This window comes from Streptomyces sp. NPDC002671 (assembly GCF_053592475.1).
Genome location: NZ_JBSFVU010000018.1, coordinates 183,061 through 197,148, shown reverse-complemented (window position 1 = coordinate 197,148; position 14,088 = coordinate 183,061). Strand labels below are relative to the sequence as shown.

Sequence of the window (14,088 nt, the reverse complement as noted above, 5' to 3'; positions counted from 1 at the left end):
GCGTGTGCGCGCGAAGCGCATTATGCAGGAGCTTGATCACGTGGAAAAGATCTTCAGCTCAGGCTGTACCCGGTGAGCGGTTCACCCGTAAGACGCTGCCGGCGTGCGCCGACGGGCAGTCGCCGATCACACTGACGGAAAACGGGCCCCCGACCGCGCGAACGGAGCTGGAGTACCGCGATGACCCAGCCGATTCCCGTGACCGAGGCCGACCGTCCGGCCGTGACGGGCAAAGTCCCCGACGACCTGCTGCGGGTGAGCGACCTCGACCCGCAGACCCTGGAGGGGCTACTGGATCTGGCCGAGGGCATGAAGCAGGAGCCGTTCGGGTGGGAGCGCGATCTGCGGGGCGGCGCCGTCGGATGCGTCTTCGAGAAGCCGTCCACGCGGACCCGCGCTTCCCTGGCCGTGGCCGCCCACCGGCTCGGCATGGCGGCCATCGTGCTGAACCGCGAGGACCTGCAGTTCGGCCACGGCGAGACCGCTGTTGACACCGCCCGCGTCCTGTCGTCCTATCTCGACGCGATCTCGGTGCGCACCTTCGACCACACGACGGTGGAGCAGATGGCCGACGCCTCGACGGTGCCGGTCATCAACGCCCTGTCCAACACCCACCACCCCTGCCAGTCCCTCGCCGACCTGCTCGCGCTGCGCGAGCACTTCGGCATCCTGGAGGGCATGACCGCGGCCTTCATCGGGGACGGCACGAGCAATACGTGCAACTCGTTCCTCGCGGCGTGCGCGGCCTCCGGCATGCACCTCGCGATCGCCACCCCGCCCGGCTACGAGACGGACGAGGACATCCTCGGCGAGGCGCGTGAACTGATGGCGCAGACCGGCGGTTCCGTGTCGCTCGCCACCGAGCCGAACGACGCCGTCCGCGCCGCGCAGGCCGTCTACGCCGAGGTGTGGGTGCCCATGGACAGACAGCACGAATGTGCCGAGCGGATGGAACGCCTGGCCGCATACCGGGTTGACGACGCCCTGCTCGCCCATGCGCCACGCGAGGCGGTGGCCATGCACTGCCTGCCCGCCGTCCGCGGGCAGGAGATCACCTCGGAGGTGCTCGACGGCCCCCGGTCCCTGGTCTGGCGCCAGGCCGCGAACCGGCTTCCCACTGCCCAGGCGGTGCTGCACACCCTCATCGTCACAGCCCGCCGACGCACCACCTGACCGGTCAGCCGATGAGTGAGCGGAACTGTTCGATCGTACGGCGTCGCATGGTGAGGAAGGCGAGCCAGGAGCCGTCGGCGTAGTGCAGTCGGAAGCGGGCCATCAGCTGCGTGCGGGGCCGGCGTTCGACCCGGGTCACCCAGGCCCGCGGCACCTCCCACACGGGGGTGCCGTCCAGGGGACGGACGAGTCCGACCCGCTGGTCGGTCACGCGCAGCAGCAGCGCGCCCGAGGTGCGTGGCATCTGTGCGGCGATGCTGCCGGCTCCGCCGGACTGCGCGCCGACGGAGCCCATCAGCTGGTTCGCGAGGGACCCGCCGATGTTCACGCTGACGCCTTTGGCGCTCTTGGCGGGGACGACGGATCCGTACCCCAACAGCTGCTCATAGGGGGCCAGTTGGCTGAGGGCGGATCGCTCTTGAAGGGCGGACATGCCCATGATCATAGGCGGCGGGGCTACGGCAGACCGACCAGGCCCCAGCCTCGGCGGGCCGTCTCCCTCGTCACCTGGGCCCATTCGCGCAGGAGTGCGGTGAACTCTTCGAAGGAGTCCGGGCGGCCCGCCTCCGGCGGGCAGACGAGAAGGATGTGTGGGCGCCGGCGGTCGGCGGCGGGCGGGAAGATCCCCGCGCCGCCGGTCGGTGCAGGGTCAGCGGTCGGATCCTTGTCCCAGATCAGGCCGTTCAGATATCCGTCCGTCGCCTCGCACACGGCTGCGTCGACGACCGCCCGCATGTCGTCCCAGGCGGCGCACGCGCGGGCATGCGGTCTGTAGGAACCGCTGGTGCTGAGGAAGTGGTACTCGGCGCACCATGCCGACTCCTGATCCGGCTGATCCGGCGGCCGGATCGCGTCGTCCAGTGCCTGGATCCGGTCCTCGACGGGGACGGCACGCAGCCGTTCCCAGTCCACCATGCACAGGTTCGGATCCAGACCCATTGCGGCAGCATAGACGGGTCAACTACGGCGCTCACGTGGCCCATTGAAGAGCTCAGGCCCCGGGACTGGTGGACTAGTGTCCTGGTCCCCGCGCGAGTCCTTCGAAGGAGAGCCATGTCCTTTCCCGAACTTCCCCAGCCTGCGCCTGGTGAAGTGCTGTTGCTCTGTACGTGCTACGAGGAGGGCAAGGCCCTGTGGGGCGGGCTGCTCCATGAGATCGGGGGCCGCCGGGAGCGCGACGTGCTCGTCCTCGGGGACGGCGGGGTGCGGCTCCGCCTGGTCGAGGGCAGCGGATGGAACTTCCTGCACGGCGGGAACGTACCGGCGCTCGTCCCGGGCGGCGGCCTCGTACCGCCGGTCGCCGTCCTGGCGGACATCCCCGTCGTGTACGGCGGGGCCGGGCCGCTGCTGGTGGACCTGGCGGCGATACCCGGGCGCGGCGTCCGGGTCCCGTCGGCCCGGCTCGGCGAGATCCTCGCCGCTCTGCTGGGCGGCGCCCTCGCGTTCGACGACCTGGTGCGCGGCATGGACAGGTTCGGCATGTACCAGGGGGACGGTGGCCGGCCTGCCTTCCGCGCGCCGACGACGCAGCCGCGCCGGTCCTTCCCGGCGCTGCCCTCCACCGCCGTGGCCCTGCTGGTCCGAACCTCCTTCAATGACGAGGAAGGGTGGCGCGCCCTGCTCGACGAACTGGGCGGGGCCGACGAGGAGGGCTGGATCGGCGCGGAACTGGACCCGGACGAGATCGACGAGGACCACTACCCGCTGACGGCGCTGGTCGTCGACGACCGGGCCTTCGACGGCCTCCCGCCGGGCCAGGTCCCTGCGCTGGTCCCGCCCGAGGAACACACCACGATGGTCGCGCTCGCCGACGTCAGAACTTTCGCCGAGTCCGGCCGGCCGCTGACCGTCGTCGACCTGTACGACACCCCGGGGCACTGCGCCGTCCTCCCGTGCCGAGAGGTCGGATCGATGGCGTGCAACCTCGAGATCAGCAACATGGACTTCCATGACTTCATCGCTGTGGAGGCAGCGAAGTCCTCCCGCACCGCTCCGATAACATGATCGGTCTCACGACGAGCGCCCCATCGCCCGTACCTCACCGGTAAGCCGTGCTATCCGGTATGAAAAGTGATCTATTCGACCAATATCTAACAAATCGGCCAAATAATTGATATCCAGAATTGATTTCGCCGCGTGGCGCCAACCACGGACGATGCTGTGGTGCGCGGCAGGTGTGGTGGCCCTCGGATTTCTCGTCGCGCTGGAGATCGCGTCGCGTCACTACGGCCTGCCGGGGCCGATCACCAATCAGGTGCGAGAGGTGATATTTCCGCCTAAATCGGGTTTCCTCCTGTACGCCAGTATGGCGTTGATGATGGTGGTACTCACCTGGCGGCAACGGTTCATTGCAGCCGGTGTCGCGATCGGCATCGACGTCGCCTTCGTGTTGGTGCGGTGGGCGCTCGGCGTCGAGGTGACCGACGGCCACCCCTTCGGCAACGGCGCGTTGTGGGTGATGTTGGGCTGTGCGGTCATCGCGGTCACGCGCCGCACGGGCCACGAACGTGCCCTGCTGTTGAAGGGCGTCGGGCTGGGCCTGTTGCTGGTGGCCGGCCGCAAGACCGGCGACACCTGGCTACTCATCACGTCGAAGACCCGCCCGGCGGTGCTCGACCAGTACGTGGCGACCGCCGATCATGCGCTGGGCAACCCGTCGTGGCTGGCAGGAAGGATCGTCAGGGCCACCGGTCCGATCGGCCCCCATGTTCTCGACTTCGTCTACGTTCAGCTCGCGGTGGCCGCGGTCGTCGTCGCGCTGTACCAGCTGCGCAACGTGGCGGTCGAGCGCCGCTTCCCGAGCCACCATCTGGTGCGCACCTTTCTGGCGATCGGCCTCGTGGGGCCGGCCATCTACATGATCTTCCCGGTGGTCGGACCGGTCTTCGCCTACGGCCCCGGAGCCTTCGGCACCGGCGGCGGGCACTGGGCGTTGGCCAACCTGTGGCCGGACACGCCGCCGCCGATCAATGCCCCGCACCAGATGCTGTTCGACGAGGTCACCCCACGCAACTGCATGCCCAGCCTGCACACGGCGTGGGCCACCACGATCTTCATTCATTCCCGCAAGGGCCCACGGATTCTGCGATTCGCAGGCGTGTTCTGGCTGATATCCACGCTCGGTGCAACGCTGGGATTCGGCTATCACTACGGCGCGGATCTCATTGCCGGCGTGGTGTTCGCGCTCACGATCGAGGCAGCCCTGCGCTCGGCCGAACGCGGCTGGGATCGGTCACGAATCCAGCTGGTCGCCCATGGCGCAACGGTCTTCGCCGCGCTCCTGGTGTCGTATCGCTATCTGCCGATGCAGATGGCCGAACATCCGTGGGTGTTCGGGCCACTTCTCATTCTGGCGATGACCTCAGTGGTCTATGGCTACGTGCAGACCACCAAACTGTGGGAACCGAAGGCCGCACCGGTGCGGCAATTGGAACCGCAACCCGAACCGGCTTGAGTCACATCGTGAAGTGGTGCAGCGGAACCTGCACGACGGCAAGGGACGCTGCCGCGGCCGCAAAGCCGAGGACCGCGCCGGCCGCGACGTCGCCGGGGTAATGCACGCCCGTGTGGACCCGGGAGTAGCCGACGGCGACCGCCAGCGCCCCGAGCGGCACCGCGGCCGGGGGCAGCACGACGCCGACGGCGGTGGCGAACGCGGTCGCCGATGCCGTGTGGCCGGACGGGAAGGACGCCGACTTCGGCATCGGCACGTGCCGGTCCACGACCACCCGGGCCCGTTCCCGGTCGGGCCGCCGCCGGCGGACCAGCCGCTTGCCGAACAGGTTCGCCGCAGCCGAGGCCAGCGCGACCGCGCCGACCCCGGCCACCGCCGCGCGACGGGGACGGCCGGGCCTGAGGGCGAGGCCCGCCGCGACGGTCAGCGACAACTTCGAGTGGTCGGCCGCGTGCGACAGCCGCCGCAGTGCGCGGTCCAGCGTCGGCGTGGGGGTGGCGGCCACCGCCGCGTACAGGGCCCCGTCGATCGCATGGAGGTCGCCGAGCACGGCGGCCACGGCGGACCGGGCCGCTGCCACGGTCCGGCGGACCGATGCGGCGGGCGCGGCGGTGTTCCCGTCAGGCACGGGTCTCTCCTTCGGACGTTCGCTCGGTGCGGCCGAACGCGAGGTCGACGAGCTGCCGCCAGTTCACGGGCGGCGCGGGAACCACGACGCCCGGACGGTCGCGCGGCACCAGGACCCGCAGTGCGCCCCGGCGCAGCGAGCACCCGACCGGCGTGGGCATCTGCAGCGCCTCGCCGTCCACCGCCACGGGAATCTCGTCCGCCTCGGCGGTCACCTCGACCCGCTGCGCGGTCATGACGGTCAGCCCCGTGGAGCGCGAGCCCCGTACGGCCAGGTCCGCGGCCTGCGCCGCGCCCTCCACCCGGATCCCCAGCACGCCCAGCTCACCGCCGTCGAGCCGGGGCCGACGGCCGCCGCTGAGCTCGTCGGGGGAGGCGTACGGGTTGTTGCTGACCAGCAGCGCCTGCTGGGCCAGGAGCGCGGTGTCGTCGACCCGCGCGTCGAGCAGCCGTACCCCCTCGCCGACCAGCAGGTCCGGCATCAGGTTCAGCACCGTGCCCGCCTTGTCGTCGCGGTACTCGGGGCGCTGCACGACGTCCGCGTACACCCCGAACGACACCGTGTTCACGAAGGCGCGACCCGCGACGTCGCCGAGATCGACCCTGAGCTCCTCGCCGTCGGTCAGCGCGTCGAGGCAGCGGGTCGGGTCGGACCCGTCGAGGCCGAGGTCCATGGCGAAGTGGTTGCGGGTGCCGGCGCTGACCACCAGGAACGGCAGGTTGTGCGCGGCGGCGACCGCCGCGACCAGCGCCTGGGTGCCGTCGCCGCCCGCCACGCCGAGCAGGTCCGCGCCCTCGGCGACGGCCTTGCGAGCCAGCGCGGCGACGTCGGTCGGGACGGACGGGTCGAGCAGGATCACCCGCGCGCCCAGCTCCTCCGCCCGCTCGACGAGCCCGAAGCGGTCGACCTTTCCGCCTCCGGACTTCGGATTCATGATGAGGACCGGCCGCTTCGGCCGGGCCGCGGCAGTCGCCCGCATGGCCCGCTCCGGACGCGACCTGTGCAGCGCCGCCCGGGCACAGGCCAGCGTCGCGCTCCAGCACAGGCTCGAGACCAGTGCCGTCAGCCACAGGCTGCCTTGCACGAAGAGCACCAGGACGCCGATGGGTGCGGCGACCGCGACGAGCGCCCCGAACAGCCGCACCGCGCCGCGGTGCGCCAGGAACCACCAGATGCCACAGGCGCATACGATCAGCCCGAGGAAACCGGCCCCGATGATCCACAGCCCGCCCTCTGCCAGCGCTGTCAGCAGCACGACCACGGCGCCTATCGCCGCCAGCACGGCGCAAAGCGCGAGCAGCCGCGCGGCCCGGCCCTCGTCGGAGCCCCTCATCCGCGTCCTGTCTATGTCGTCCTCCCCACGTCGTGTTCATCCTCTTACAGCAGCAGATCATCCGCGCGTCGCCGTCCGGGCTCATCCCCCACCGGCGATCGCGGGGGCATGCCGGCCCGGCGGGAGTGTGCAGCGGGGGACACCCCCATGGGTGCCCCCCGACCTGCCGCACTGGGTCAGGCACAGCTATTGGCGTGCCTGACGTCGAGGACGAAGCGTTCCGGGGAGTGGAGCTTGAAGGTGTGGTAGTCGGGCTTGGTGTGGAAGGCGGCTCCGAAGCCGACCACCCCTTCGAAGTCGCCGGTCAGGGCGAGGCCCCTGAGCTGGGGAAGACGGATCTTCACCAGCCGGGGTCCTCGGTACACCGACTGTCCTGCCGCGTTGTGCGCGGCGGCTGGAGAGAGCCTTATCTGAAGGAAGTGCTTGCCGGGCAGCGGGACCCGCTCCCCGGAGGCGTCGTAGCGCAGTTCCCTGACCGGAGCCACGGTGACCTTGGGCATGCTGCCGCGGACGTCGATGACGAGCCGGTCGAAGGTGCAGTGCCCGCCCCATCGGGCGTTGACGACGAGTGCGGTTGCCGGGGTCTGCGTGGTTGTCCCGGTCTGCGTGGCGGCCGAGGCGGGAATCGTGGCGCCGACGGCTGCGGTGAGAAGGAGGCCCGCGGCGACGGCCGCGCGGCGCGGGTGGTGTTGCATATCGCCCCCCGATCTTCCTGTATGGGGACAGTGATGTCACTATGGGGGACATTCGGCTGAACCGTACGGTTGCATCGTCTTGCGGACATATTTGGCCGCGCCCCATGATCCAGCGACGGCGGTTTCACCGAGCGCCTGCCCCGCGACGCGCCGTTGTTACAGTCACCGGATGGTGAGCTGGGACGGGGACGGCGTACGCGCTCGGATACGGGAGATGGCGGCACGGGACCCGCGGCGGGAGCGCTTCGGGGCAGCCACGCACCGGTACGAGCTGGCGCCTGCGCTGCCGGATGCTGAGATCCGGGCGTTCGAGGAAACCCACGGCATCGATCTGCCGACGGAGTACCGGTCCTTCGTCGCGGAGGTGGGCAACGGTCCCGCCGGTCCCTGCCACGGATTGATGCCGTTGACCGTCCCTCGTCCGGAGGCCGGCGAGGAGTGGGCGGTGGACGATGAGTGGGAGGAAGACCGCCTGCCGGGCCGACTTGCCGAGCCGTTCCCCCTCACCGAACCCCTGCCCGGCCGGATCGGCGCACTGGCCGCTCTGCTGCCGGGAACGCTCATGCTGGCCGAACAGGGCTGCGGCAGCTACCTCCGGCTGGTCCTGAACGGCCCACGAGCCGGTGAGATCTGGCAGATCGATCCGGACTGGAGCGGCTTCGTTCCGGTGAGCCCCAGCTTCCGCGCCTGGTACACCGAATGGCTGGAGAGCCCGTGCGATGCGGACCGGGCCTTCCACTGACCGGGACGCAGCGGGCTTCGACCGGTGGATTGTCAGTGGGCCCTCCTATGGTGGAGCCATCGCTCGACCTCACAGCACGGGGGAACCATGTCCGCGACCAGCGTTGTCATGCCAAGCCACGCACTGCACCCGTCGATTGTCCACGAGCCGACCCGCCGAGCCCTGGCCCAGGGAGAGCGGCTGGACGGCCACGGTCTGGTCAACTTCCGCCCGCTCACCGGGCCGTCGCTGCTGACCATTCATGAGTATCTGGCCGTACTGGGCGGTGACCCGGCGGAGCTCGATCCGGATCTCGCAGGGCTGCTGTTGATCGGCCGCCTGATCGTCGAGGGGGACGAGGAGGGCGAGGAGGTCGTCCTCGACGGCGTCACCGGCCGAGTGTTCAGCATGTGGCTCTACGAGAAGTCGCCGGGCGGCGCGGAGCTGTTCCCGCTGGCACCGTCGGTCGGGGCACTGGCCCGCTTCCTCGCCGCGGTGGACGAATTCCGGGGCCTGCGCGGCAGGTTCGCCGCCCTGGCGGGGCGGTCGGGCCCCGAGGCGGTGCGGGAGGCGGAGCGGCTGCTGACCGCGGTGTTTGCCGCGGAAGTGTGGGACGAGGACGGCTGGGGTCCGGGCGGCCGGAGGACCGACTGGGACAATCCGATACCGGTGTTCTGGCGGATCGCGGCGGTGATGCGTCCGCTCGGCCTGATCGCCGGGCCGGGGCACGGGCTGGCACTGGAGCTGCCGGAAGGTCTGCTGGACGGGGTGTTCGGGGCCGAGAACATGGTGCGGCTCACGGACGACCAGCTGCCGTCTGCCCTCAACCACACGCCGACCCGCCGCTTCCTGACCGAAGTGGGCCTGCCCGGTGAGGGGTTCATGTTCTACGGCCCCGAGCCGGAGCCGCTGGCCACGCTCCCGCAGGACTGGGCCGAGTCGCGGAGCAATCCTCAGCACGCCCATCTGTGGGACGGCAGCGAGCAGTTGCCGGCGGACGCGGAGCACCTGGTGGTCCTCGGCGGGCTGGTCCACGACTTCGACATCCTCATCGACGGCCGGACCGGTGCCCTGTTCCACACGGAGCTGGGTGCCGACCACATCGTGCCGGTCAACGCCGACATCTCCACGCTCGCCTTCACGCTCTGGCTGCACCAGCGGGAACAGGACCTCGACAAGGAGCACAACTTCACCGGGGACTTCTATCACCAGCTCGCAGACACCATGATCGAGGTGCTGGCTTCGGTCGACCCGACGGCCTGCCGCCCTGCAGAGGGCCCGGACGACTACCGGTACTGGCCAGAGGTCTTCCACGATGAGGCCGGCGGCGTGCTCTGACAGTGCCACGCATGGTGGCTCTCATGCACGCAGATGCGCCTCCGCGATCGCCAGGGCCGCGGCCATGACGCTCAGTTGGGGGTTGACCTGCGGGCAGCTGGGGAGCACTGAGGCATCCGCGATCAGTACGCCGTGCACTCCGCGGAGCCGGCCCAGCGGGTCGGCGGGAAAGTCCTGCGCGTTCGCGCCCGCGGCAACCGTCCCGGTGGGGTGGTAGGCGGACAGATGGAGGCGCCGAACGCTCGTCCCCGCGAGGACGGCGTCCAGTTCCGCGAGGCTGCCTACGCGAGGTGTGGTGGGGATGCCGGTGAGTACTTCCTCGGCACCCGCTGCGAACAGCAGCTCGCCCATGGCGCGGACGGCCCGTATCAGGCGCCCCGCGTCGCGGCGGTCCACGTCGTAACGGACCAGCGTGCGGTCACGGCCGAGGACATGACCGGAGGGACGGTCGGCGATCATCGCGCCGAGCGTGGCGAGCCGGTCGGCGTGCTCCAGTTCGCGGCGCAGTTCGTCGCCCAGTCCGGGGAGGATGAATGAGCCCATGCCGGGCGGGGTGGCGGTGGCCTCGATGAGGACGCCGTCCGCGTGATGCTCCTCCATTCCGACGCTCTGCAGCACGCCCTCCCAGGCGGTCACCGGTTCGGCGAAGCGCCCGGCGACGCTCGTGGCCGGGTGGACGCTGAGGTTGCGGCCGAGGCGAGGGTGCCGGCCGAGGCCGGAGCGGCGCAGCAGCGGCGGGGACTGCAGCGCGCCTGCCGCGACGACGACCAGGGGGGCGAGGATCTCGAACTCGCCGTGCTCCCGTCGTACGCGCACCCCTGCCGCCCGCGGGCCGCCCGGCCGGTCCGCGTCGACGAGGATGCGCTTCACCCGCGCTTCCGTGACGATGCGGGCCCCGGCGGCACAGGCGTCGGGCAGCACGGACAGCTGCACGCTCTGTTTGGCGCCGGTCGGGCAGCCGACCACGCACTGGCAGGAGCCCTGGCAGCCGGGCGCGTTGCGGCGCAGGGGTGCCGCCTGCCAGCCCAGCTCGCGGGCTCCGGCGAGCGCGATGCGCCCGTTGTTGCCGAGGACGTCGACGGGTTGGGTGGCCACTCGCAGGGTCCGCTCGACCTCGTCCAGATGGCGGTCGAAGCCGTCGGCGAGGGTGAATCCCAGGCCGTTGCTCCAGTGGGTGAGGACGTGGCCCGGAGTGCGGTAGCAGGTACCGGAGTTGACGACCGTGGTGCCGCCGACGGCTCGGCCCGTCGGCAGCAGCAGCGGTGGTCTCCCGACGGCGACACTCGCTCCACCGTCCCGGTACAGCGCGGTGAACCGGTCGAGGGGCGTGCGCCGGCCGAACGACTCGGTGGAGTGGTGCTGCCCTTCTTCGAGGACGACGACGTCGAGTCCGGCCCGGGCCAGGGTCCGCGCGGCCATCGCCCCGCCCGCGCCCGAGCCGATGACCACGGCGTCGGCGGTGGAGCGGGCGGGCCAGTCGGGAGCGGGCGTCAGGTCGAGCGGCAGGTCCTGGCGGGTGAGGCCGCGCGGGGCGGGACCGGCCTGGAGCATCCGCTCGGTCCCGGCCGCCAGAAGGACGGGCACCTTGAGGACGTCCAGGAGGGGGAGGAGCGTCGGCCGGGCGGCCAGTTCGCCCAGTACGGCCTCCCGTTCGGACGTGGTGAGCGCGGCCAGGGTGCGTCCGGTGCGGGCCATGGCGTAGGCGTCCACCCCGCGTGCCGCTGCCCGGAGGCCGGTCCGGGCGGCGAACGGCATCGCGTCGAGGACCCTCTCCAGTCTGGCGGGGACACGCCGAGGCCAGTCGGTGGTGCCGTCGTCGGCGATGAGGGCGGCCACCAAGCCGGTGAGACTCATCGTGTACCCACCTCCGCGTGGGCCGTGCCGTCCAGCGTCCATTCGGCCTCGGTACGCCAGCCGCCGAACCACCACCGTTCGAGCAGGACGTACGCGTCGGCGCGTTCGCTGTTGCGGCACGTCGCGTGCCGGCCGTCGGGGTCGGTGTAGTCCAGGGTGAGGGTACGGTCAGCGGGCTGCGTCACCTCGACCCGGATCCGGCGAAGACCGGCGCGGCCCGTGACTGTCCAGGTGGGCAAGGAGATACCGGCCCGGAAACGCCACACGCCGGCCCACCCGACAGCTGGCCGCTCTGGCCGGCGGGGCCATGTGCGGCCCTGCCTGCGCAGCCGGAGGAAGACCAAAGGGGGAAGCGCGCGTAGGCCCGGGCGCATCGAGACGGCGGCCACGATCTCCAGAACGTCTCCGCCACCGAGGTCGGCGTGCAGCCAGGCCCAGCGGCGGGCGTTGCCGTGACCGTAGATCCGGGCCGAGGCACCAGGGGCCGCGGCGAGCGTCAGCGTCGTGTCGTCAAGGGTGAAGCTGCCGTCATAGAGGGCTCGGGCACCAGGCAGCATCTGGGCGGCCGGCAGTACCGGTCGGCGCCAGGACCAGCGCGGGAAGGTGAACAGCGGCTCGTCCGCGATCCGTTCGGTCAGGTTCCAGCGCAGCGCACCGCCCTCGGCCGTTCCGGACAGGCGACCAGGCCGTACGGCGACACCGTCGGCACTGAAACCGGACGCATCGGCAGTCCATTCGGCGGAGCCGAACCGGGCGTGCCGTACGGGGCCGTCCTTGGGGAAGACCGCGGCCCAGCCGTGGGCGTAGGGCGCGGATCCGTCGGCGGGAGCGGTCAGTTCGTGGTGCAGCCACAGCCCACTGCCGCTGTCCGGGTCGGTGAGGGTGGTGTACCAGACCTCGGTACGGCCCGGCTCTCCACGCCAGCGGGACGCGAGGAAGGCACCGGGATCCTCCCGGCGCGGGAAGCGGAAGCCGGCCAGGAACGGGAGGAGTTGCGTGCCGAGGGGAAAGCGCAGGGTGCCCGTGCCGATCCGCGCGCCGTCCTCGTAGAGGGTGTATGGCAGCACGGTCATCGAGGCCACGGGCCGGCGCGCGGTGATGGACTTCCAGCCGTCGAGGGTGAGCCGGCGGCCGTTGGCGGCGAATGTGATGCGGTAGCGGATACGGCGTCGCGCCAGCGGCGAGATCTCCAACTCACCCTCGGCGTACGGGTCGTCGGCCCAGCCGGCGATGCGTATCCGGCCGGTGGCGCGGGCCTCGGTCGTACCCAGGAGCCGCAGGAAGCCGTCCGCCGAGACCGTCAGATCGAGGCGGACCCGGCGGGTGCGATCCTCGTCGTCCAGGCGCAGGGTGCCGGACATCGTCTCGCTGAAGACGGTGCCGCGGGCGGGGGAGCCGTTGCCGGCTTTCGTGCGTGAGGTCGGGTCCGCGCTCATGCCAGCCCCTCCAGCATGATCCGCTCGGTCGCGGTCAGATACTGCTCGGCCGCGGCCCGGGCGCCGGGCTCGTCACCGGCCACAACGGCATCGACCACCGACTCCAGGCGCACGCGGGCCACTTCGGCGTCCGTGAACGGCCCCCTGAGCGCGGCACGCACCGGCAGGTAGGCGTTGAACAGGGTGTTGGTCAGCAGGACGTAGACGCGGTTGCCGGTGGCGCGGGCCAGGGCCCGGTGGACCTCGATGTCCGCGAGCTGTACGGCATCCGGGTCCGCCGCTTCCCCCACGGCCGTCAACAGGGAGCGCAGCTCGGCCCGTTGCCGGTCGGTCGCCCGGGCCGCGGCGCGCTCGGCGATCAACGCTCCGATGCTGCGCCGCACTTCGAAGACCTCGCCGATCCAGTCGGGGCTGTGCCGTACGAGCATCGGCAGCAGGTCGGCGCCGCCGAGGCGCAGGTAGTCCCGTACGCGGGTGCCGACGCCGTGCCGGGTCTCCAGCAGTCCGGCCTGCGCCAGACGCCCGAAGGCGTGCTTGAGGGTGGTGCGGGTGACGCCGTAGCCGCCTGCCAGTGTGCGCTCCGGGGGCAGGTAACTGCCTGCCGGGTGGCGTCCGGTGAGGATGTCCTCACGCAGACGGTTCTCCAGGACATCGACGATGGTCTCGCGGGGGAGTGCCTCCACGCCGTCCTCCAGTGGCTGAGTGGATCAGCCACTCAACCAACAGGTGTCGGCGGAGTCAATGGCCGTGCACCGGCCAGCTGCACTTCCCGCGGCCCGACTCGCCGCAGACCAAGGTCAGATGAACCTCAGCGGTGCCGGCCCACGGGCGACACGGCCCAGCGGCCGAGGCGGCCGGGCCGTGTCTGTCGCCACCGACGGGGTGGCTGCGACCTCAGTCCGTCCCGGACGAGGCTCGACGCGGCAGCTTCCAGCCGGGGCGCGGGAAGTGGCACGTGTAGCCGTTCGGGTAGCGCTCCAGGTAGTCCTGGTGCTCGGGCTCGGCCTCCCAGAAGTCGCTCACCGGCTCGACCTCCGTGACCACCTTCCCCGGCCACAGCCCGCTCGCCTCGACGTCCGCGATCGTGTCCACGGCGACGGTGTGCTGATCTTCGTCGCTGTAGTAGATGGCGGACCGGTAGCTACGGCCGATGTCGTTGCCCTGGCGGTCCTTCGTGGTCGGGTCGTGGATCTGGAAGAAGAACTCCAGGATCTCGCGGTAGCTCGTGGCCGTGGGATCGAAGAGGATCTCGATGGCCTCGGCGTGGTCCCCGTGGTTACGGTACGTGGCGTTCGGCGTGTCCCCGCCGGAGTACCCGACACGGGTGGACACCACGCCCGGCTGCTTGCGGATCAGGTCCTGCATACCCCAGAAGCAGCCACCCGCAAGCACGGCTCGCTCGGTTCCCACTGTCATCGTCTGCTCCCTCGTATTCGAGCCGACCCGGCACGGTCGC

The 14,088-nt window shown here is 70.9% G+C and carries 14 protein-coding genes; 5 read left to right on the top strand and 9 right to left on the bottom strand.

Annotated features, from left to right (window positions below):
* Positions 1-180 precede the first annotated feature (180 nt).
* A complete protein-coding gene (gene argF / locus ACWD35_RS27135) occupies positions 181-1,173 on the top strand; it encodes an ornithine carbamoyltransferase (protein ID WP_451353899.1) in 993 nt (330 codons plus the stop codon).
* 4 nt (positions 1,174-1,177) lie between these two features.
* Here argF and ACWD35_RS27130 read toward each other — a convergent pair whose 3' ends face one another.
* Together ACWD35_RS27130 and ACWD35_RS27125 are read right to left on the bottom strand one after the other, a co-directional pair.
* Positions 1,178-1,606: a hypothetical protein gene (locus ACWD35_RS27130; RefSeq protein WP_451353898.1), complete on the bottom strand. Its 429-nt coding sequence runs from the start codon at positions 1,604-1,606 to the stop codon at positions 1,178-1,180.
* 23 nt (positions 1,607-1,629) lie between these two features.
* Positions 1,630-2,112 (bottom strand): hypothetical protein, encoded by a 483-nt coding sequence (locus ACWD35_RS27125; protein WP_451353897.1) that lies wholly within the window; start codon positions 2,110-2,112, stop codon positions 1,630-1,632.
* A 114-nt stretch (positions 2,113-2,226) separates the two neighbouring features.
* Between ACWD35_RS27125 and ACWD35_RS27120 the strand changes: the two genes are divergently transcribed.
* Positions 2,227-3,177: a DUF6924 domain-containing protein gene (locus ACWD35_RS27120; protein WP_451353896.1), complete on the top strand. Its 951-nt coding sequence runs from the start codon at positions 2,227-2,229 to the stop codon at positions 3,175-3,177.
* Positions 3,178-3,328: 151 nt separating this feature from the next.
* Complete coding sequence (locus tag ACWD35_RS27115) at positions 3,329-4,627, top strand: phosphatase PAP2 family protein (RefSeq protein ID WP_451353895.1); 1,299 nt, start codon at positions 3,329-3,331, stop codon at positions 4,625-4,627.
* Between the two features lies 1 nt (position 4,628).
* Here the strand turns inward: ACWD35_RS27115 and ACWD35_RS27110 are convergent, their stop codons facing one another.
* The 3 genes from ACWD35_RS27110 to ACWD35_RS27100 form a co-directional block, all read right to left on the bottom strand.
* A complete protein-coding gene (locus tag ACWD35_RS27110; RefSeq protein ID WP_451353933.1) occupies positions 4,629-5,207 on the bottom strand; it encodes a phosphatase PAP2 family protein in 579 nt (192 codons plus the stop codon).
* 40 nt (positions 5,208-5,247) lie between these two features.
* Positions 5,248-6,588 (bottom strand): diacylglycerol/lipid kinase family protein, encoded by a 1,341-nt coding sequence (locus ACWD35_RS27105; protein ID WP_451353894.1) that lies wholly within the window; start codon positions 6,586-6,588, stop codon positions 5,248-5,250.
* 176 nt (positions 6,589-6,764) lie between these two features.
* Positions 6,765-7,283: an AMIN-like domain-containing (lipo)protein gene (locus tag ACWD35_RS27100; RefSeq protein ID WP_451353893.1), complete on the bottom strand. Its 519-nt coding sequence runs from the start codon at positions 7,281-7,283 to the stop codon at positions 6,765-6,767.
* Between the two features lie 169 nt (positions 7,284-7,452).
* Between ACWD35_RS27100 and ACWD35_RS27095 the strand changes: the two genes are divergently transcribed.
* Together ACWD35_RS27095 and ACWD35_RS27090 are read left to right on the top strand one after the other, a co-directional pair.
* Positions 7,453-8,025 (top strand): SMI1/KNR4 family protein, encoded by a 573-nt coding sequence (locus tag ACWD35_RS27095; RefSeq protein ID WP_451353892.1) that lies wholly within the window; start codon positions 7,453-7,455, stop codon positions 8,023-8,025.
* Between the two features lie 108 nt (positions 8,026-8,133).
* Positions 8,134-9,342 (top strand): SUKH-4 family immunity protein, encoded by a 1,209-nt coding sequence (locus ACWD35_RS27090; protein WP_451353891.1) that lies wholly within the window; start codon positions 8,134-8,136, stop codon positions 9,340-9,342.
* Between the two features lie 21 nt (positions 9,343-9,363).
* Here ACWD35_RS27090 and ACWD35_RS27085 read toward each other — a convergent pair whose 3' ends face one another.
* From ACWD35_RS27085 to msrA, 4 genes are all read right to left on the bottom strand, one after another.
* On the bottom strand, positions 9,364-11,196 hold the full coding sequence (locus ACWD35_RS27085; RefSeq protein WP_451353890.1) for a GMC family oxidoreductase N-terminal domain-containing protein: 1,833 nt from the start codon (positions 11,194-11,196) through the stop codon (positions 9,364-9,366).
* Complete coding sequence (locus ACWD35_RS27080; protein ID WP_451353889.1) at positions 11,193-12,632, bottom strand: hypothetical protein; 1,440 nt, start codon at positions 12,630-12,632, stop codon at positions 11,193-11,195. The genes ACWD35_RS27085 and ACWD35_RS27080 overlap by 4 nt, the downstream gene beginning before the upstream one ends.
* Positions 12,629-13,315, bottom strand: a complete 687-nt coding sequence (locus ACWD35_RS27075) for a FadR/GntR family transcriptional regulator (protein ID WP_451353888.1) — start codon at positions 13,313-13,315, stop codon at positions 12,629-12,631. The genes ACWD35_RS27080 and ACWD35_RS27075 overlap by 4 nt, the downstream gene beginning before the upstream one ends.
* 211 nt (positions 13,316-13,526) lie before the next feature.
* Entirely contained in the window at positions 13,527-14,048 is a 522-nt protein-coding gene (gene msrA / locus ACWD35_RS27070) for a peptide-methionine (S)-S-oxide reductase MsrA (RefSeq protein ID WP_451353887.1), read from the bottom strand.
* Between the last annotated feature and the right edge of the window lie 40 nt (positions 14,049-14,088).

Coding starts and splice junctions, on each gene's coding strand:
- ACWD35_RS27120 (WP_451353896.1), top strand. CDS start 2,227: ATGTCCTTTCCCGAACTTCCCCAGCCTGCGCCTGGTGAAGTGCTGTTG.
- ACWD35_RS27095 (WP_451353892.1), top strand. CDS start 7,453: ATGGTGAGCTGGGACGGGGACGGCGTACGCGCTCGGATACGGGAGATG.
- ACWD35_RS27115 (WP_451353895.1), top strand. CDS start 3,329: ATGCTGTGGTGCGCGGCAGGTGTGGTGGCCCTCGGATTTCTCGTCGCG.
- ACWD35_RS27105 (WP_451353894.1), bottom strand. CDS start 6,588: ATGAGGGGCTCCGACGAGGGCCGGGCCGCGCGGCTGCTCGCGCTTTGC.
- ACWD35_RS27085 (WP_451353890.1), bottom strand. CDS start 11,196: ATGAGTCTCACCGGCTTGGTGGCCGCCCTCATCGCCGACGACGGCACC.
- argF (WP_451353899.1), top strand. CDS start 181: ATGACCCAGCCGATTCCCGTGACCGAGGCCGACCGTCCGGCCGTGACG.
- ACWD35_RS27090 (WP_451353891.1), top strand. CDS start 8,134: ATGCCAAGCCACGCACTGCACCCGTCGATTGTCCACGAGCCGACCCGC.
- msrA (WP_451353887.1), bottom strand. CDS start 14,048: ATGACAGTGGGAACCGAGCGAGCCGTGCTTGCGGGTGGCTGCTTCTGG.
- ACWD35_RS27125 (WP_451353897.1), bottom strand. CDS start 2,112: ATGGGTCTGGATCCGAACCTGTGCATGGTGGACTGGGAACGGCTGCGT.
- ACWD35_RS27100 (WP_451353893.1), bottom strand. CDS start 7,283: ATGCAACACCACCCGCGCCGCGCGGCCGTCGCCGCGGGCCTCCTTCTC.
- ACWD35_RS27130 (WP_451353898.1), bottom strand. CDS start 1,606: ATGTCCGCCCTTCAAGAGCGATCCGCCCTCAGCCAACTGGCCCCCTAT.
- ACWD35_RS27080 (WP_451353889.1), bottom strand. CDS start 12,632: ATGAGCGCGGACCCGACCTCACGCACGAAAGCCGGCAACGGCTCCCCC.